A 16,458-nucleotide genomic window follows, 5' to 3' on the forward strand; every position below is an offset into this window, starting at 1 on the left:
CTGGAGGCTGCGCCCTTACGCTCGCAGCTCGAAGGTCGTGGCGCCCACCTTGATGGCGCTGCCGATCTGCACCTGGACCGGCTTGTCGCTCAGCCGGTGGCCGTCGAGGAACGTGCCGTTGGTGGAGCCGAGGTCCTGCAGGGTCCAGATGTCGCCGCGGCGGGTGAGCCGGGCGTGGTGGCTGGAGGTGTAGTCGTCGCGGATGACCAGGCCGGACTCGCTGGAGCGGCCGATCGACATGGAGTCGGCGGCGCCGAGGGGGACCTCGAGGCCCTCCTTCGGCCCGGACGTGATGATCAGGCGCGTGGCGGCCTTCGCCGCGGGGGCGCTCGGCCGGGGCGCCTGATGCACGGGTGCCGCCGGGACCGGGGCTTCGGCAGCCGGCATCTTGCGCACGCGGACGCCGAAGAGGTCGGCGCGCAGCGAGTAGACCACGGCGAACACGAAGAACCACAGCATCACCAGGAAGCCGATGCGCAGCAGCAGGAGTAGCAGATCGCTCATCGGGTGGCTCCCTTCGAGACCGGGACCACGCGGAAGGTCAGCTGCGTGCGTCCGATGGTGAAGGTGGACCCGGGGGCGAGCGCCGCCTCGCGGATCTTCTGCCCGTCGACCTTGGTGCCGTTGGTCGAGCCGAGGTCGCGCAGCATGGCGCGCTCGCCGTCCCAGAGGATCTCGGCGTGGCGCCGGCTGGAGCCGGCATCCGCGATGGTGATGCCCGCGTCGCTGCCGCGGCCGATCACGGTGCGGGCGCTGGTCAGCGGGTGCTCGCGGCCATCCACCTCGACGACACCCTGCCAGGAGACGCTGCTCTCCACGGAGGAGGAGTTCACGCGCACGGTGCCGGTGGCGACCTGCGCGTCGCCCTCGATCGAGATGTGCAGCGGGCCGGAGAAGCTGTAGCCCTGGGTGCGGGCGTGCTTGGTCAGCAGCGCGAAGAGCTCGTCGTTCAGAGCGTGGCCGAGGCTCAGCATCCGCTCGTAGTCCTCGGGGCTCAGCCGCACGAGGTAGTCACTGGGCGTGATGATGCGCTCGCGGCTGACCACAGCCGCCTTGGTGTCCGCCTCGCGGCGCAGGGCCGAGGCGATCTCCACGGGCTGGATGCCGCTGCGGAAGGTCTTCGCGAACGCGCTGTTCACGGCGCGCTCGAGACCCTTCTCAAAGCTGTCAAGTAGTCCCACGGGGCTCCTCTGGCATCCGACCTGTTTGGGGCCATCGTAGCCAGCCCCGCTGTATATGCGCCTCTTGAGGCGGGATTACGGCATGCGGACGCCGTTCGACGGATGCTGTCGGCGCCCGCCGTGTTCGGAGCACGGGCTCGGACATGTTAGTGTTAGCAGGTTGAGTTCTTCGGAACGAGACACTGCGCGAGTGGCGGAATAGGTAGACGCGCTGGCTTCAGGTGCCAGTGTTCGCAAGGACGTGGGGGTTCAAGTCCCCCCTCGCGCACAGAAATGAGAAGGTCCCGGCCCGGAGGGTCGGGACCTTCTCATTTGTATGCGCGAGTGACGGCACCTTGGACGCCGGGGCCCCACGCGGCCGGAGGCTCCGCGCGCCGCCCTTTCCCCGGACGAAACCCGACCTCGGCAACGAGGCGGCGGGTGGAGTGGCCGCGAGGGACTCAAGTCCCCCCTCGCGGCTGCTTTCACCTGCTCGTCGAGGTTCCAAGTGCGGGCAAGAAAGTAGCGGCCAAGCACTGCCGACTCAGTAGTGGCGCGCGAAAAGGGTGAATGCCGGTCGTAGCGTGTGGACGATCTCCGCTTTTAGGTGAAAGCGAAGGGGCGTGGCGTAGTCGGCCCACATCACAAGGTGATCCGTCGCGGATTCCAAGAGCCGGTGGCAGAACCACGTCATGTTCTGCAGCGGCATGTCGGCTGTTGGCCGCAGGGAGGAAGCCACGAGGCAGGCATCGTCTGCCCGAGAACGTCGGCGTTGAGCCGCGCGCTCTGCGAGACCTCGATCCGCGGCAGAACCTTCTTGCGTGCAATCTCTTGTCCAAACCGATTCTCTGGGCCGTCCATAGGCAAATCGTCTGCATGCTCGCCGCTGAAGCACTTGCGACTCGCTGGACAGGTGTGTCTCAGCGATCGATGACGCCGTCGCAGGGCACCGCGTCATCGAGCACTCCGGTTCTGACGGCCCTGGTATGCGCATTGGCCGGGATGATGTCGACCTCCAGGTTCTTCGCGTTCTCGATCTCCACGGAATCGGCGCGGCCTGAAAGGGGCCGCCCGTCGACACGACGGACGGCCCCTTTCAGGCTCCGGCCGCGGCGCCTTACGCGCCGGTTGCGCGGCCGGCGTTCAGACGGACGTTCTCCGCAGCGCGTTCGGCGTTGTACTTGGAGGCGAAGGCCTCGCCCGACGCGGCGACCTTGTCGCTCCCGCGCCAGGCGCGCCAGCGGTACTTGCCCGCAGCGTCCGCCCAGATCTCGTACCGCGCGGTCAGCGCGCCCGCCTTGAATGCCCGCGCGGCGCGCTGTGCTCCGGCGAGGCTATAGAAGCTCTCCCCTGCCCAGGCGACCATCTCGCCGTTCGAGCTGTACAGCCACCAGGACGCCTTGCCTGCGGTGTCGTTCCCGACGCGAAAATACATGCGATTCCCCAATCGTTCGGAGCGTCGTGCCCGGCCCTCCCCAGGGTGAGCGCTCGTCGTGGTCATGTTCTGTCTTCGTATCCGCTTGAATAGGTCCCGGTGGGGAATATCGAAGCGCATCCGTGCGCTACAGTGTAACGAAGTCGGTGACATCATGGAGGTTCGATATGAGGACCAGAAGCTGAGAAATCTGTGTACGGACGAGCGGGAGATGAACCGTCGCCGCTCCGACATCGCCCCGAAGCTACGGCTTCGGATCAAGGCACTCGAGCGCGCCGCAACCGTCGGCGGCCTCGCTGCTGAGGATCCGGGCGGCAACTGGCATCCGATGACGGCCGACCGTCGGGGAGTCTGGGCTGGAAAGCTCAGCCCGAACTATCGCCTTCTGGTCCGTCCTGAGGGTGAGGGTCTGGCCGCGGTGACCGTGACTGTCATTGAGATCATCGACTACCACTGACTGGAAGGGGAAGATCATGCCAACGCACACAAACTATGCAGTCGCCCCCGGGGAGTATCTTGCCGAGTGGTTGGGGGACACCGGTCACACGCAGCAGGAGGCGGCGAACCGTCTTGGCGTCAGCCGCAAGCAGGTCAACGAAATCGTCAACGGGCGTGCCCCCATCACCGCCGATTCGGCATTCAAGCTGGAACGGCTCACCAGCATCGCCGCAGATGTGTGGCTTCGCATGGAGATGCAGTATCGCGCAGACCTCGCCCGCATCCGTGACGAGAGTGAACTTGCCGAACACGTGACGAAGATCCCCGCAGCAACAGCGACATACCTGCGCTCGCTGGGCGTGACGACCGCGTCGTTGCGCACTCCTGGGAAGTTGGTCGCCGACTTCCTCGCCTTCCATTCCTTCGGCACATGGGCGGCGTACGAAGAGAGCATCGAGGTAGCCCACACGGGCGAATACGCCCTCGCCGCGCTGAAGGAGAACAAAGCCTCCTTCGATCTGGTGGCATGCTCCACCTGGCTCCGCGCCGGTGAGCTATCGGAAGCGTACGAACGAGGGCGCAATCTCACCTTCGATGCGGACGGTTTGCGGCTGTTGCTTCCGGGGTTGCGCAAACGGGCGGCCTCACCGGATGAGGCGATGCTGCGGGATCTGGCCACGATGCTCGCAACCGTCGGTGTCGTTTTCGCGATGGTGGACCCGCCCGGCAGCTTCCCCCTGTACGGGATGACCCGGTGGATTGACTCACGCGTTCCTATGATCCAGCAGTCGGGTCGCCGCGCGAAAGATGGATTCATCATCTGGACGTTCTTCCACGAACTCGGACACGTCCTCAACGACCCGCGTGGAGAAACCCACTTCGAGTACAAGAGCGAGAAGACGCGGAACACGAAAGCGGAGAAGGACGCCAACGCGTTCGCCTTCCAGGTGCTGTTCGGGGCAGACGGTCTACATCCTTTCGACAACGTGACCAGCAACGGCGCGATTGCCCGCATTGCGAGGAACATCGGCGTCTCGCCGGGCCTGGCCGTCCAGCAACTTCATCGCCACCGCAAGCTGCCCTACCAGTACGGCAATCAGCTAATGGTCGATCTCGAATGGGAGCCGGCTTAGGCCACGCTCTCACCACTCTGGTGCGCGCCAGGTCAACGGAGACTGACTCAGAACATCGTGCGAAACAAAGATCCCTTCTTCCAGGACTATCTCACCCTCTCGACAATCGAGCAGGCCGCGAAAGCGGAGGGCCGGCTCCTCCTCTATTGCGGTGCGGGCGTCACCATCGACCGCACCGGCCACAGTTGGGGGTCCCTGATCCTGTCGCTGTTGCCGGAACGCAAGCACAGGTCCCGACCTGATATGCCCACCCGCACACAGGTGGGCTTCCTGAATTCGCGCTCACCGGAGTCCCTCGCCTCCAGTGTCGTCTACCTTCTTCGCGCGAACTCCGGCGGCGGGGAGCGCCTGCAACGAACCCTCAGAGACAGGCTGCGCGCCGCCCTGTACCAGGATGAGGGGCGCTGGGAGAACGGCCGGCTCGTCGAGGAGATCATCACGCTCGCAGCCATGCGTTCGCACCTGGGCCGCGAGACGATGATCCTCACCACCAACTACGACACCTACCTGGAGCAGGCGTACGACAGAATCCGCGGAAACATCCCCGACGTTGTCTCCTTCCCGGGACTGAGAGTCCATCGCGCGGGCCTGGCGAGCCCGGTCCGCATCGAACCGCCGAACAAGACCGACCCCGACGAACCAGGGTCCTACGTGGACATCGTCTATCTGCACGGGCGCCTGCCGCCCACCGGGCGAGGCAAAGTCAGCTGGCCGCTGATCCTCGACGAGAACAGTTACGCGCAGAGTGCCGGCGTGGTGGAGAAGACCATTGAAGACGCACTGAAAGACGCGTCCCTGGCGTTCCTGCTCGGAACGAGCCTGTCGGATACGCCGCTCATCCGCGCGCTCAGCGCCAGCTCCGGCGAAGGGTGCGAACGGCTGGGTGTGCTGCTAAGAGCAGACTTCGCTCACAACGACGCTGCCGACGAAGGCCTTGCCCTCACCCTCGCGCGCTACCGCGCATCAGAACTGGGCGTCGGACTGCTCTTCCCTGACTTCCCCGGACAGGTCGCTCAGCTGATCCATGAAGTTGTGCTCCGTCAGGTCTTCGACGTCGCCCGACCCGACGAACCGCAAAGCCTGCCGTACACGGACCGTGTTGACGCGTGGTGGGCGAACTGGTCCGCTCGGGCCGGGACGGACCCCCACCTCACCCAGCGGCTTCGCCAGATGCTCGCTCACGCGTACGAGATCACTCGTCTCAGCCCCGCCGGATCTCCGATGGATACGGCCCGCGAACGGTTGCTGGTCGAACTCTGGGTTCGGGAGGGGCCCGTTGCTACCAAGCGGAGCCTGCGCCGGTGGGGACGCTCTTCCGACGTCCTACCGGACGGGCTGGCAGGCAAGAGCGCAGACCTCGAGAGAGGCAGCTACCTTGCCCCAATTCGCGCGTTCGTCGACGGCCGGCCACGCCTGCTCGATGTGAAAGACCTCGACGGCGGGCGACACGACCTCACACAGTACACCTGGAAGTCGTTCCTGTGCGTCCCGGTGTTTGTCCACGGTGCCGTCGTCGGCGTGATCAGTCTCGCCAGCACCCGGCGCGTGCAGAACTGCGCGATGAACGCGGATTCTGAGACCACAGCAAGTCTGGTCTCGCGGTTGAGGCTAGAGGGAACGGCGCTACTCGCCGTTGACGCGCCAGTGGAAGCGACGGCTTAGCGCGTCGCGATCCTGTACGAGGCAGCAAAAAGTGCCCGCTGCTCGCGGGCCTCGCGCTCGCGGTTGCCGCGATTCGCTTCTTCAACCAACTTGCTGCGAACAGTTCCCGTCTCTTGCTGGCGGCTGCTGCCGGTGGAACTGCGCATCGTGTTGTGCGTCACGTTGCCTCCCACCAACAGCTTAACGTCCCCAGCCACATTGGGACTCGAATTGCCGGAGAGATGTCGCCAATTATCAGAGCCAACATCGTCGCAACGACCTCGTACGCGATTGCGTGTCACTTACCGAGGGACTCAAGTCCCCCCTCGCGCACAGTGGGAAAGAGACCCGGGTCCAGAGGACCCGGGTCTCTTTCGTTTCGTCCCAGCATCGGCCGCTCGGCACCGCGGAACTCGGGCATCACCTCAGCTCGAGAAGTTGCGCGCGCAGCGACGTCGCGCGCTCGGGAACGGTCGGCAGGGCGGCCTCGACGATGCGCGTGCGAAGGGCCGCGTCGCCGAGGATGTTCGCGACCCGCGCCCAGGTGAGCAGATGGGCGGGATGCAGGCCGGAGTCGAGGCTGGACGATGCGCGCTCGTGGAAGCTCTCGGGGAACCCAGACAGCGGCGAGAAGAACTCCGAGGACTGACGCTCCCACTCCGAGACCAGGAAGGCGACCGATTCGGATGCCTCATCCTCGGTGGAGCCGTATGCGAACTCCGAGTCGGAGCTGTTCCGGAAGCCCGAGACGACGGAGGAGCGCCATGCGCAGTCGTACTCCCGCATCTGCTCGGCGGGGACGGGCGTCCCTCCCGCGACGCCCCCGAGCGCGGTGAGGTGGGCGCCGAGGTTCACCTGGAAGACGCCGCTTCGAGGCCGGTGCTGCACCTCGACCACGTGCACGACCGGCCCGTCCAGCTCCCGCCGCAGGACGTCGCCACTGCGGGTGAATCCGCCGGCGATCAGCAGCGGGAAGAACTGCTTCCGAAGGTGAGCCGAGACGGTCTTGCGGTCCATGGTGGGGTCCTCTCAGTGATTCCGTGGGCGCGAATGCGACGAGCGGATCATGAACCGCCTCGGCCGGAAAGCATACGCTCACGCAACATCCGATCGGATGGAGTGGAGTCATGACGACGTCGAGTCTGCAGCTTCCCGCCCGTTCCGGCACCGGCATCCGAGTCTTCGTGATGCTCGCGTCGGTCGCGACGATTCTCACGCTCACGCTCGCACCGAGGGCGCTCGTGGGGCCGGCGCGCGGTCTGTTCATGCGGTTCGCGCACCTCGTCGCGAACCCGGTGATCGAGCCGATGACCTATGCGCAGGTGGAGAGCACCCTGAACGCACTGATGTTCGTCCCGCTCGGAGCTGCGCTGGCGATCCTGCTCAGCCGGCGGCTCTGGGTGCTGGCGCCGATGATCGGTTTCGTCCTCTCGATCGCGGTCGAGACGCTGCAGTCGCGCATCCCCGGTCGCGTGCCCGATCTGGGGGACGTCGTCTGGAACTCGCTGGGCGCGCTCGCCGGAGCGATCGTCGCCGGCGTGCTCCGGCTGGTCGGCCTCGGCCTGCGGCGGCTCCGGACGCGCGCCGTCGTCACGCGCGGGACGGATGCGTTGCGAGTGACGCGTCGATGAGGATCTCCGCTGCCGCGCGCGCGTGCCGTGCTGCGTGGGGCGCAGCGGCGATCGCCGCTGTGGTCTGCGCCCCCTCGGCGAGTATCGAGAGCTGGAATGCGATCTCGCGTGGCACCCCTGCTTCATCCGCCAGCACGGCCATCCGCTCCTGAAAGGCTGCCTTGTGCTCTCGCACGACGCGGGCGATCTCGGGATCGTTGCCCCCGAGCTCTCCGAACGCGTTGATGAAGGCGCAACCGCGGAAGTCGTCGTCGCAGAACCACCTCTCGAGATGCGCGTATACGGCCAGCAGCCGATCCCGGGGGCTGTCTCCGGCGGCGGTCACCGCCGCCTCCAGGGCCGCCTCCCACTCCTCGTGCCTGCGCTGCAGCACGGCCGCGATGACGTCGATCTTCGAGGGGAAGAGGGCGTACAGCCGCCTGAGTGACACGCCGGCGGCCGTGCGCAGCTCGTCCATGCCGACGACCGCGTATCCCTTGCGGTAGTAGAGGTCCTCCGCGGCGGTGAGGATCTGCTCGCGTGCATCGGTCTCGGTCATGACATCAGCATACTTGACATGAGAACGATCGTTCTCGTATGGTGATCAGCGAAGCGAGAACGATCGTTCTCGCTCAGGTCGAAAGGAACGATCCCATGGGGTACATCAACGTCGGCACCGAGAACACCACGCCCATCGAGCTCTACTACGAGGACCAGGGCGAAGGGCAGCCGGTCGTGCTCATCCACGGCTATCCCCTGAACGGTCACAGCTGGGAGCTGCAGACCCGCGAGCTGCTCGCCCAGGGATACCGCGTCATCACCTACGACCGTCGCGGATTCGGCAACTCGTCGAAGGTGAGCGTCGGATACGACTACGACACCTTCGCCGCGGACCTCAACACCGTGCTGGAGACGCTCGACCTCCGCGACGTCGTCCTGGTCGGCTTCTCGATGGGCACCGGCGAGCTCGCGCGGTACGTCGCCACCTACGGACACGACCGCGTCGCGAAGCTCGCCTTCCTGGCGTCTCTCGAGCCGTTCCTCGTCGAGCGCGACGACAACCCCGAAGGCGTGCCGCAGGAGGTCTTCGACGGCATCGTCGAGGCCGCCCGAACCGACCGCTACTCGTGGTTCACCCAGTTCTACAACGACTTCTACAACCTGGACGAGAATCTCGGCAGCCGGATCAGCCAGCAGGTCGTGACGGCGAACTGGAACCTCTCGGTCACCAGCGCACCCGCCGCCGCATACGCCGTCGTGCCGGCGTGGATCGAGGACTTCCGCGGTGACGTCGAGGCTGTCCGGCTCGCGGACAAGCCGACCCTCATCCTGCACGGGACGAAGGACAACATCCTCCCCATCGACGCGACGGCACGGCGCTTCCACGAGGCCGTCCCCGCGGCCGACTACGTCGAGATCGAGGGCGCGCCGCACGGCCTGCTCTGGACCCATGCGGACGACGTCAACGCGGCGCTGAAGGCGTTCCTCGCGAAGTGATGGAAGGGCATGGCCCCTGCCCCCGGTGAAGAATCGGGAGGCAGGGGCCGCACGCCTCGCAGCACGGACGCGCCTGCCGAGCCCTCGCCCGAAGGTTCAGCCGCCCAGGACCTCCACGACCTTCCGGGCCGTGGCCTTCGCCGACCCGGGGTTCTGCCCCGTGACCAGCCGGCCGTCGACCACGACGTTCGACACGAACGGGATCAGCGCCTTCTCGTAGAGCGCTCCTCGTTCGCGAGCGGCCTCCTCGGCGTTGTACGGCACGAGCTCGTCGACCTTCGCCAGCTCCTCCTCCCGCCAGGAGAAGCCGGTCATGCGCCGCCCGGCGATCAGGTGGGAGCCGTCCGACAGGGTGGTGTCCAGCAGCCCGCAGTAGCCGTGGCACACGCTCGAGACCACACCGCCCCGCTCGAAGATCTCCCTCGTGATCCGCTGCAGCCCCTCGCTGCCGGGGAAGTCGTACATCACGGCGTGCCCGCCGGTGAAGTAGATCGCATCGAAGTCGGCGGCATCCACGGCATCCGGGCTCGACGTGCTCTCCAGCAGCGCCATGCGCGCAGGGTCGTCATGCCAGGCCTTCGCGATGCGATCGTAGCTCGGGAACCGCAGCGACCGGGGCTCCAGCGGCGACGCACCCCCGGCAGGACTGACGATCGTCTGCTGGAAGCCCTGCTTCTCGAACACCTCCCACGCATGGGCGAGCTCGGAGAGCCACAGTCCGGTCGGATGCGCCGGGTCGTCGTAGTGGCCGACGTTGGTGACGACGTGGAGGATGCGAGCAGTCATGACCTTCTCCTTCAATTGAATCCGAGTGCGGCGAACGAGGTGCGCACGCGGGTGGCGACTTCATCGGCGGATGCTGCGGAGAGCTTGCCGTCCAGATGCAGGAAGGCGAGCCCGTGCGTGAGGGACCACAGAGCGGTGGCGAGCGGGCCGGGGTCACGGTCGGGGAACACGTCACCGAGCGAGTCGGCGAGCAGCGCATGGAGCTCGCCGGCCGCGCGCACGCGCTCGTCGTCGCTGTCATCGCACTCCCGGCCGAACATCAGCGAGAACAGGGCCGGTCGCTCCAGGGCGAATGCGACGTAGGTCACGGCGAACCCGACGAGCTCCTCGACGCTCGCCGCGCGCGCACCGTCGGCCGACAGGCGCCGTCGGAGGTCGTCGAAGCCCTGTACCGCCAGTGCCGACTCCAGCGCCTCGCGATCGGCGAAGTGACGGTAAGGCGCGGTGGGCGAGACGCCGGCCTCGCGGGCGACGGCGCGCAGCGAGAAGCTCTCCCCCGCCTCCAGCATCTCCATCGCCGTGCTCAGCAGGGACGCGCGCAGATCGCCGTGGTGGTAGCCGGAGCGCCCGGACTCCGGCGTCGACTCATCGTCCATCGGCGGCCCGCCTCTCGTCACGGATGGCGGCGAGGCCCTCACGATGATCCGTGATCGCGAACTCCGGGAAGCGCGTGCGGAACTTCGTGGAGTCGAAGAGGTTGTCGTGCTGATACCGCGGCAGGAGCTCCCGGATCACGCGCGCCTCCGCCGCGAAGACGCCGGCGGCGCTCAGCATCCACTTCGGGACGACGGAGTACTCGGGCTCGACGCCGAAGACCTCCCCGGCCAGGACGATGAGCTCGCGGTAGGTGAGCCGGTCGGGATGCACGGGAAGATGCCAGGTGTGGCCGAAGGCATCCGGAGTCGTTCCCAGCTCGGCGAGTCCGCGACTGGCGTCCGGAGTCCAGATGAGCGTCCTCGCGCGGTCGTCGCGCACCGGGACGCGCGCCTTCCGGCCCGCCAGCAGCGGGTCGAGCACCAGCGAGTTGGTGAAGCTCTGCGTGCGACCGGGGCCGTAGAACTCCGGCGCCCGGGCGATCAGCACGGGGATGTCGCCCCGCGCCATCTCGTCGAGCACCATCTCGGCCATCGCCGCCCGCACCCTGCCCTTGCGGCCGAGCGGTGCGAACGGGGTGTCCTCGGTCTGCACGCGGTCGTCCTGCGGATACATGTACGTGTTGTCGAAGTAGGCGAACGCCGCGCCGGCGGCGCGCGAGGCGTCGAGCGCGTTTCTCAGCATCGTGGGGAACTGCCGCTCCCACAGCTCGGCGTCCGCCGGAAGGCCGGCGGTGAAGTAGACGACGTCGCTCCCCTTGACGGCCGCGGCGGTCTGCTCGGCGTCGAGGAGGTCGGCGCTGGTCAGTTCGTCGCCGACGTTGACTTCGCGAGGGTTGCGGCTGACGAGGCGCAGCTCGCTCCCCCGCCGGTTCAGGTCGCGGGCGAGCTCGACGGCGATCTGTCCGTTCGCTCCCAGGATGGTCTGCATGCGAGCAATGTTAGCACTGCTCACATCGTGTGAGTATCAGATCCGACGGGCGTATCCTGATGCACATGCGTTCCCTGACCCGTTCCTCGTGGTGGCTGCAGTAGCAGCCGGTTGACGCATGTTCGCGGGCTGCACGGCAGCCCGCGCCCCGGTTCGCGGCATCCCTCGTCGTGCAGCCCTTCTCTCGGAAGGACTCACCATGACGGATTCATACGCGGCGACGCAGGAGCGGATGCCGGAACTGGAACGCAGGATCACCGACGACCCCGGATCGTTCCGCGTGCTCACGGGCGAGCGGCCCACCGGAAGCCTGCATCTGGGCCATCATTTCGGCACGATTCGCGAGCGGGTGCGCCTGCAGGTGCTGGGCGTGGAGACGTTCATCATCCTGGCCGACTACCAGGTGATCACCGACCGCGACACCGCGGCGAACGTCGCCGACCACGTGCGGGGCGCGGTGCTCGACTACCTGGCCGCGGGCCTCGACCCCGACCGCACCACGATCTTCACGCACTCCGCGGTGCCGGCGCTCAACCAGCTCCTGCTGCCGTTCCTCAGCCTGGTCAGCGAGGCGGAGCTGCACCGGAACCCCACCGTGAAGGCCGAGCACGCGGCATCCGGTCGCGCCCTGAGCGGGCTGCTGCTGACGTACCCGGTGCACCAGGCCGCCGACATCCTGTTCTGCAAGGGCAACCTCGTGCCGGTCGGCAAGGACAACCTGCCGCACGTGGAGATCACCCGCACCATCGCGCGGCGCTTCAACGAGCGGTACGGCGAGGTGTTCCCCGAACCCGAGGCGATGGTCACCGAGACGCCGGAGATCCCCGGGCTCGACGGACGCAAGATGTCGAAGTCCTACGGCAACGCGATCGCGCTGTCGATGAGCGAGGACGAGACAGCGGATGCCGTGCGGCGCACGGTCACCGACAGCGACCGTGTCATCACCTATGACCCGGCGGGCCGGCCGGGGGTGTCGGGGCTGCTCTCCACGGCCGCACTGTGCACCGGCAGCACTCCGGAGGCCGTCGCCGAGCGGATCGGGGATGCCGGCAGCGGCGCGCTGAAGGCGTTCACAACGGATGCCGTGAATGCATTCCTCTCCGGGCATAGAGCCCGCCGTGCCGAGCTCGCCGCCGATCCTGGCCTCGTCGACCGGGTGCTCCGCGAGGGCAACGCGCGCGCGAACGCGATCGCGGAGGCGACGCTCGCCGAGGTGCGCGACCGCATGGGAATGGGCTACGCCAACGGATGATCCGGCCGACTGAAGAGCTCTGCCAGCGCTTCGACGCCCCCGGCTCGCGTGCGCCCGCAGCTGACGCTCGGCGCCCGTGCCGTCCGCCCGCAGGTAGGCCAGGCGATCATCGACGAACTCGGCGTCCCCGAGCTCGTCGAGCACGGGGCGGATGCCGGCCAGCACCCGCTCCGCGGCCGCCCACGCCGACTCCGACCCGCTGTCCGCGGTGCAGAACCGCGCCTGCATCCCGTGCCGTGCGGCGAGCCACAGTGAGGCGTCCAGGTCGTCGGGAGCCGAGCTGGTGGGCATGACGTCGTCGGCGAGGACGATCGCCCGGGTCAGCGCAGCCAGCAGCAGGGTGTCCTCGACCTCCAGCTGGGCATCGGCGACCCGGGTCTCGACGGTGTCGTACTGCTCCGAGAGGCGCACGGCCCAGGACACGGACGAACGCGCGGGGAGCAGCCCGATCCCGACGAGCCGGTCGACCGTGCGGCGGTAGTGGTCGGCATCCGTGAAGATCGGCGGTCCCCACGACACCGGGAGCCGCCGGATCAGCGTGCTCCGCCAGCTGGCCAGCCCGGCCGGCACGCCGAACGCGAAGGGCGAGTTCGCGCTCAGGGCGAGCAGCAGCGGAAGCGTCTCGCGCAGGCGCAGCAGAGCACGGACGCGCTCCTCGTCTCCGGTCACCTCCACGTGCACGTGGAGCCCGTTCACGGTGTGCTCCGAAGCGAGCCGGCCGATCAGCTGCGACACGTCGTCGTAGTGCGGCGTCGGGGTGACGCGCGCGGCCCCGGCGAGGGCGAACGGCGCGCCCGTCGCGGCGACGACGGTGCCATCGGGCGCATGCTGCGCCAGCATCCGCCGCATCCGCACCAGCTGCTCGCGCGCCTGCGCGAGCGATCCGACCGGTTCGGTCGCCGCCTCCACCTGGCTCGTCATGAACTCCGCGCTCAGCCGGCCTCCTCCCGGAACGTCGCCGAGCACGACGGCGTGGACCCCCTCGGCGGAGACGGGCACGAGGGTGAAGGCGTCGAGCAGCGTGAACTCCTCCTCGATGCCGAAGCGACCGGTGAACGGCATCCGTGCCCCCTTCACAACTGAGAGCGGGTGCGCCGCGGTCCCGTCCGGGACCGACGGTGCACCCGCCCGTTCTCAGACGACCCGCCTCGCGAGCCGCCGTATGTCGATGTTCCGACGACTACTTGTCGAAGGCGTCCTTGACGTCGTCGCCGATCTTCTTGGCGCTGGCCTTGGCCTGATCGAGCTTGCCCTCGGCCTCCAGATCCTCGTTGTCCGTCGCGTCGCCGATGTGCTCCTTGGCCTTGCCGACCAGCTTCTCGGCGTTGTGCTTCGCATCGTCCATGACACCCATGGGATTCCCCTTCCTGTGGTGGGCGGTACGCCGCCCGATTGCGGAGAGGCAAGACTCTCATCCGCGAGGATCCGGATGAAGGGGATTGACAAGCAGGTCGCGTTCCGTCAGCGTCGCTTCAGCCACGCCTTCCAGTTCGCCTCGCTGAAGCGCGGGTCGTTCTCGATCTCGATGAGGTTCTTGTCCACGGCATCCGCTCCGTCGAGCGCGAGCTTCCACGGGTCCCCGCCGTTCTCGGCGATGAACACGTAGTACGAGCCGGCCGCGATGTACGACAGCCACGCGTCCTCGCCCTCGGTGAGCGCCTGGTCGGACAGGGCCGCCACGCCCTGGGACGCGACGAGATCCTTCACGTCCGGCTCCTGCAGCCAGCGGATGTCGGTGATCCCGGTGCGCAGCTCGATGTACGTCGCGAAGCCCTCGTACACCGCCACCGGCGGCGCGTCGTACGAGGTCAGCGGCGCGGCAGCGTAGTGCAGTCCGTGTGTGAATTCGTGCGTGAAGGTCGCCAGCCGGTCCTCGGTGCTCAGCGGGCCCATCATCACCAGCACCCCGGAGGTCGCGTCGCCCACGGCGATGTCGGGCTCGAAGAAGTCCGACCGGAACGCGGGCCGGTTCGTGGCGGTGGCGTAGCCGGCGATCATCGGATCCCCCTCGGGCACGTCCTCGCCGTACTGCCAGCGGTCCATGCGCTCCTGATCGTCGGTGATGCCCGACACGAATCCCGCCATCGGCACCTTGCCGCCCAGGTCGGTGATCGTCCTGACCGCCAGCACCGCCCCCTGCTCGGCCTCGTCGACCGTCGCGTCGACGAGGGCCTGTTCGTCGGCCATGCCGTACAGCACGACGTGGTCGCGTCTGGCGACGTACAGCTCGCCCTCATCCCACGGCATCGGCGTGACGGGCGTGAACGACGTGAGGCGCATCCTGTCGCCGTCGCCCTTGGTGGTGATGTCGTAGGTGAAGCCCTGCGTCAGCCGGTAGCCCGCGTCCTGATCACCGCTCCCCCGCAGCGGGCGCGACGAGAACGCCAGCTCGGCGCCCAGGAACGCGCCCGCCCCTCCGTCGCTGCCGGTCGTGGGGACGATGTAGGCCGTTCCCCGCCCGATCCGCTCGGTGTTGTCCCACCACAGCGCGAGCTGGTCGCGGGCGTCGCCCTCGGCGTAGGAGAGGAACGCGTCGCGATCCTTGGCGCGCAGCGCCGCGTTCATCGACGCCCAAGCCTTCGAGTACTGCGCCGAGTCGGGCACGTAGTCCGGCAGCCAGGGCGCCTGCGGATCGGGTGAGGCGAAGTCGGCGGAGCGGCCTGCTGCGGGCAGCTCCGGCCACTCGGATGCCGCCCAGCCGCCGCTGAGCAGCAGTGCCAGCACGGTGAGCGCGACGATGATCGGCTTCGGGCGCAGCGGACGGCGCACCGCGGGCTGCGGTCGCGGAGTCGCGAGTCCGCCGAAGGCATCCGGCAACTGGTGCGAGCCGAGCGAGAGCGGGATGCCGGCGGGCTCGGCGTCGGGGATGCCGGGTTCCGCGGGGCCGTGCGGATCGCTCATCGCCCGGCACCCTTCTCACGGATGCTGACGATGCGCACGGCCTGCCCGCCGTCGTCGGTCGTGACCGCCGCGATGGTGAGGACATAGCGGTCGGCAATGAGGAACTCGGTGAACGGGGCCCGCGCTGCGCCGAACGCGTTCGTGTCGATCCGGGTCAGCTCGGGCGGCATGCTGGCGGCATCCGTCCTGTCGATGGCGGGGAACGCCTCGAGCAGAGTGTTCGCATCCAGCCCGGAGGCCAGGGCATCCGCACCGTCCGCCGCTCCGAGGAAGCAGTCCGACGCGAGCCGGCCGTCGATGCGCGCGCTGTCGGCGATCTGCTCGAGCGCGGTGTCGGCCGAATAGCACGCGAGATCGTCGGCATCGCGGGCGTCGGAGGTGAGTCCGGCCGCCGCTGCCGCCGACCCGTCGCCCGAGCCGGGAGCGGTCAGACCGGTGACCCGCCACGGGCCGACCGCGGTGGGGGCGATCTTCGGGCGCACCTGCTGCGGCTCATCCGTGCCGTAGTAGAACGGGCGTGTCAGCCACACCTTCTGCTGGATCGACGAGGCGCCCCTGCGCCCGTGGACGGTGAAGCGGTAGTCGATCGTCACGAGCGCGCTCGCCGTGTCGCTGCGCTCCAGGCTCCGCCCCGAGAAGGTCAGCTCGCCGATCTCATAGCGCGCCGACAGCTTCAGGGCATCCGCCGTTCCCCGTTCGCCGACCAGCGGAGCGCCCACCGGCACGACCGCCCGCAGCAGCGGGCTCGCGGTGTCCTTCCACTCGGCGTCGAGCGCCGCGGCGTCGGAGAGGAAGGCGCGCAGGGTGCTCTCGGCATCCCGTCGGGCCCCGTCGCGGACGTACCCGGGCAGCAGCACGGCGGCTGCCACCGCGATCGACACCACCAGGGCGCACACGACCAGCAGCACCGTGGTGCCGCGCGTCCAGGTGCGTGCGCGCGGCGGGCGGGGAAGCGTCATCGGTCTCCTCGACGGAAGGTGATGACTGCAAGATTAGGGCCTGCGCGCGACGCCGGATGCACCCTGAGAGTGGAGCGGCTCGGAGGGGGCCGGCCGCCTCGCTGTGCAGCCTTTCCCTCTCC

At 68.1% G+C, this 16,458-nt stretch carries 19 protein-coding genes, 1 tRNA gene and 1 pseudogene; 7 read left to right on the top strand and 14 right to left on the bottom strand.

What is annotated here, in order from left to right:
* Nucleotides 1-15: 15 nt before the first annotated feature.
* Both MIAR_RS02840 and MIAR_RS02845 read right to left on the bottom strand, forming a co-directional pair.
* The gene (locus MIAR_RS02840) at nucleotides 16-504 is read right to left on the bottom strand and encodes an FHA domain-containing protein FhaB/FipA (RefSeq protein ID WP_285630988.1); all 489 of its coding nucleotides are present in this window, start codon (nucleotides 502-504) and stop codon (nucleotides 16-18) included.
* Nucleotides 501-1,181 carry an FHA domain-containing protein gene (locus MIAR_RS02845; protein ID WP_285630991.1) on the bottom strand — a complete coding sequence of 227 codons (681 nt, stop codon included), beginning with the start codon at nucleotides 1,179-1,181 and terminating at the stop codon, nucleotides 501-503. The genes MIAR_RS02840 and MIAR_RS02845 overlap by 4 nt, the downstream gene beginning before the upstream one ends.
* 184 nt (nucleotides 1,182-1,365) lie before the next feature.
* On the opposite strand from MIAR_RS02845, the gene MIAR_RS02850 reads away from it, so the two are divergent.
* Nucleotides 1,366-1,449 (top strand) — tRNA-Leu (locus MIAR_RS02850).
* 631 nt (nucleotides 1,450-2,080) lie between these two features.
* Here the strand turns inward: MIAR_RS02850 and MIAR_RS02855 are convergent.
* Together MIAR_RS02855 and MIAR_RS02860 are read right to left on the bottom strand one after the other, a co-directional pair.
* On the bottom strand, nucleotides 2,081-2,203 hold the full coding sequence (locus MIAR_RS02855) for a hypothetical protein (protein ID WP_285630994.1): 123 nt from the start codon (nucleotides 2,201-2,203) through the stop codon (nucleotides 2,081-2,083).
* 74 nt (nucleotides 2,204-2,277) lie between these two features.
* Nucleotides 2,278-2,595 carry a YegP family protein gene (locus tag MIAR_RS02860; protein ID WP_285630998.1) on the bottom strand — a complete coding sequence of 106 codons (318 nt, stop codon included), beginning with the start codon at nucleotides 2,593-2,595 and terminating at the stop codon, nucleotides 2,278-2,280.
* A gap of 211 nt (nucleotides 2,596-2,806) precedes the next feature.
* Here MIAR_RS02860 and MIAR_RS02865 point away from each other — a divergent pair, with 211 nt between their 5' ends.
* The 3 genes from MIAR_RS02865 to MIAR_RS02875 are packed head-to-tail and all read left to right on the top strand — an operon-like array spanning nucleotide 2,807 to nucleotide 5,828.
* Nucleotides 2,807-3,052, top strand: a complete 246-nt coding sequence (locus MIAR_RS02865; RefSeq protein ID WP_285631001.1) for a type II toxin-antitoxin system RelE/ParE family toxin — start codon at nucleotides 2,807-2,809, stop codon at nucleotides 3,050-3,052.
* Nucleotides 3,053-3,068: 16 nt separating this feature from the next.
* On the top strand, nucleotides 3,069-4,166 hold the full coding sequence (locus MIAR_RS02870; protein ID WP_285631004.1) for a HigA family addiction module antitoxin: 1,098 nt from the start codon (nucleotides 3,069-3,071) through the stop codon (nucleotides 4,164-4,166).
* 57 nt (nucleotides 4,167-4,223) lie between these two features.
* Nucleotides 4,224-5,828 carry an SIR2 family protein gene (locus MIAR_RS02875; RefSeq protein ID WP_285631007.1) on the top strand — a complete coding sequence of 535 codons (1,605 nt, stop codon included), beginning with the start codon at nucleotides 4,224-4,226 and terminating at the stop codon, nucleotides 5,826-5,828.
* Here the strand turns inward: MIAR_RS02875 and MIAR_RS02880 are convergent.
* Nucleotides 5,825-5,989, bottom strand: coding sequence for a hypothetical protein (locus MIAR_RS02880; protein ID WP_285631010.1), 165 nt, complete (start codon nucleotides 5,987-5,989; stop codon nucleotides 5,825-5,827). The genes MIAR_RS02875 and MIAR_RS02880 overlap by 4 nt on opposite strands.
* A 238-nt stretch (nucleotides 5,990-6,227) precedes the next feature.
* Complete coding sequence (locus MIAR_RS02885; protein ID WP_285631012.1) at nucleotides 6,228-6,824, bottom strand: DUF4304 domain-containing protein; 597 nt, start codon at nucleotides 6,822-6,824, stop codon at nucleotides 6,228-6,230.
* 110 nt (nucleotides 6,825-6,934) lie between these two features.
* Between MIAR_RS02885 and MIAR_RS02890 the strand changes: the two genes are divergently transcribed.
* Nucleotides 6,935-7,438, top strand: coding sequence for a VanZ family protein (locus MIAR_RS02890; RefSeq protein ID WP_285631015.1), 504 nt, complete (start codon nucleotides 6,935-6,937; stop codon nucleotides 7,436-7,438).
* On the opposite strand, the gene MIAR_RS02895 is transcribed toward MIAR_RS02890, so the two are convergent.
* Nucleotides 7,398-7,976, bottom strand: a complete 579-nt coding sequence (locus MIAR_RS02895) for a TetR/AcrR family transcriptional regulator (RefSeq protein WP_285631018.1) — start codon at nucleotides 7,974-7,976, stop codon at nucleotides 7,398-7,400. The genes MIAR_RS02890 and MIAR_RS02895 overlap by 41 nt on opposite strands.
* A 95-nt stretch (nucleotides 7,977-8,071) precedes the next feature.
* Between MIAR_RS02895 and MIAR_RS02900 the strand changes: the two genes are divergently transcribed.
* The gene (locus tag MIAR_RS02900) at nucleotides 8,072-8,914 is read left to right on the top strand and encodes an alpha/beta fold hydrolase (RefSeq protein ID WP_285631021.1); all 843 of its coding nucleotides are present in this window, start codon (nucleotides 8,072-8,074) and stop codon (nucleotides 8,912-8,914) included.
* A gap of 96 nt (nucleotides 8,915-9,010) precedes the next feature.
* Here MIAR_RS02900 and MIAR_RS02905 read toward each other — a convergent pair whose 3' ends face one another.
* Genes MIAR_RS02905 through MIAR_RS02915 form a run of 3 tightly spaced genes read right to left on the bottom strand, consistent with a single transcriptional unit; the run spans nucleotide 9,011 to nucleotide 11,224 of the window.
* The gene (locus MIAR_RS02905) at nucleotides 9,011-9,700 is read right to left on the bottom strand and encodes a type 1 glutamine amidotransferase domain-containing protein (RefSeq protein ID WP_285631023.1); all 690 of its coding nucleotides are present in this window, start codon (nucleotides 9,698-9,700) and stop codon (nucleotides 9,011-9,013) included.
* Nucleotides 9,701-9,711: 11 nt separating this feature from the next.
* On the bottom strand, nucleotides 9,712-10,296 hold the full coding sequence (locus MIAR_RS02910) for a TetR/AcrR family transcriptional regulator (RefSeq protein ID WP_285631027.1): 585 nt from the start codon (nucleotides 10,294-10,296) through the stop codon (nucleotides 9,712-9,714).
* Nucleotides 10,286-11,224: an NAD-dependent epimerase/dehydratase family protein gene (locus tag MIAR_RS02915; protein WP_285631029.1), complete on the bottom strand. Its 939-nt coding sequence runs from the start codon at nucleotides 11,222-11,224 to the stop codon at nucleotides 10,286-10,288. The genes MIAR_RS02910 and MIAR_RS02915 overlap by 11 nt, the downstream gene beginning before the upstream one ends.
* A 199-nt stretch (nucleotides 11,225-11,423) precedes the next feature.
* On the opposite strand from MIAR_RS02915, the gene trpS reads away from it, so the two are divergent.
* Nucleotides 11,424-12,476, top strand: coding sequence for a tryptophan--tRNA ligase (trpS, locus tag MIAR_RS02920; RefSeq protein ID WP_425561622.1), 1,053 nt, complete (start codon nucleotides 11,424-11,426; stop codon nucleotides 12,474-12,476).
* Between the two features lie 96 nt (nucleotides 12,477-12,572).
* Here the strand turns inward: trpS and MIAR_RS02925 are convergent.
* The 4 genes and pseudogenes from MIAR_RS02925 to MIAR_RS02940 all read right to left on the bottom strand — a co-directional run.
* Nucleotides 12,573-13,538: pseudogene (locus MIAR_RS02925) on the bottom strand (carboxylate-amine ligase); the annotation flags it as partial.
* 118 nt (nucleotides 13,539-13,656) lie between these two features.
* Nucleotides 13,657-13,830, bottom strand: coding sequence for a CsbD family protein (locus MIAR_RS02930; RefSeq protein WP_285631031.1), 174 nt, complete (start codon nucleotides 13,828-13,830; stop codon nucleotides 13,657-13,659).
* A 107-nt stretch (nucleotides 13,831-13,937) separates the two neighbouring features.
* A complete protein-coding gene (locus tag MIAR_RS02935) occupies nucleotides 13,938-15,377 on the bottom strand; it encodes a hypothetical protein (protein ID WP_285631035.1) in 1,440 nt (479 codons plus the stop codon).
* Entirely contained in the window at nucleotides 15,374-16,336 is a 963-nt protein-coding gene (locus MIAR_RS02940) for a hypothetical protein (RefSeq protein ID WP_285631037.1), read from the bottom strand. Before MIAR_RS02940 ends, MIAR_RS02935 begins: the two co-directional genes overlap by 4 nt.
* Nucleotides 16,337-16,458: the final 122 nt, after the last annotated feature.

The organism is Microbacterium arabinogalactanolyticum, from assembly GCF_030268005.1.
GTDB classification, from domain to species: Bacteria; Actinomycetota; Actinomycetes; order Actinomycetales; family Microbacteriaceae; genus Microbacterium; species Microbacterium arabinogalactanolyticum.

Bases quoted from the DNA above. Each gene is read 5' to 3' on its own strand.
- MIAR_RS02895 (WP_285631018.1), bottom strand. From the start codon at position 7,976: ATGACCGAGACCGATGCACGCGAGCAGATCCTCACCGCCGCGGAGGAC.
- MIAR_RS02905 (WP_285631023.1), bottom strand. From the start codon at position 9,700: ATGACTGCTCGCATCCTCCACGTCGTCACCAACGTCGGCCACTACGAC.
- MIAR_RS02840 (WP_285630988.1), bottom strand. From the start codon at position 504: ATGAGCGATCTGCTACTCCTGCTGCTGCGCATCGGCTTCCTGGTGATG.
- MIAR_RS02940 (WP_285631037.1), bottom strand. From the start codon at position 16,336: ATGACGCTTCCCCGCCCGCCGCGCGCACGCACCTGGACGCGCGGCACC.
- MIAR_RS02910 (WP_285631027.1), bottom strand. From the start codon at position 10,296: ATGGACGATGAGTCGACGCCGGAGTCCGGGCGCTCCGGCTACCACCAC.
- MIAR_RS02860 (WP_285630998.1), bottom strand. From the start codon at position 2,595: ATGTATTTTCGCGTCGGGAACGACACCGCAGGCAAGGCGTCCTGGTGG.
- MIAR_RS02885 (WP_285631012.1), bottom strand. From the start codon at position 6,824: ATGGACCGCAAGACCGTCTCGGCTCACCTTCGGAAGCAGTTCTTCCCG.
- MIAR_RS02865 (WP_285631001.1), top strand. From the start codon at position 2,807: ATGAACCGTCGCCGCTCCGACATCGCCCCGAAGCTACGGCTTCGGATC.
- MIAR_RS02915 (WP_285631029.1), bottom strand. From the start codon at position 11,224: ATGCAGACCATCCTGGGAGCGAACGGACAGATCGCCGTCGAGCTCGCC.
- MIAR_RS02935 (WP_285631035.1), bottom strand. From the start codon at position 15,377: ATGAGCGATCCGCACGGCCCCGCGGAACCCGGCATCCCCGACGCCGAG.
- MIAR_RS02900 (WP_285631021.1), top strand. From the start codon at position 8,072: ATGGGGTACATCAACGTCGGCACCGAGAACACCACGCCCATCGAGCTC.
- MIAR_RS02930 (WP_285631031.1), bottom strand. From the start codon at position 13,830: ATGGGTGTCATGGACGATGCGAAGCACAACGCCGAGAAGCTGGTCGGC.
- MIAR_RS02890 (WP_285631015.1), top strand. From the start codon at position 6,935: ATGACGACGTCGAGTCTGCAGCTTCCCGCCCGTTCCGGCACCGGCATC.
- trpS (WP_425561622.1), top strand. From the start codon at position 11,424: ATGACGGATTCATACGCGGCGACGCAGGAGCGGATGCCGGAACTGGAA.
- MIAR_RS02870 (WP_285631004.1), top strand. From the start codon at position 3,069: ATGCCAACGCACACAAACTATGCAGTCGCCCCCGGGGAGTATCTTGCC.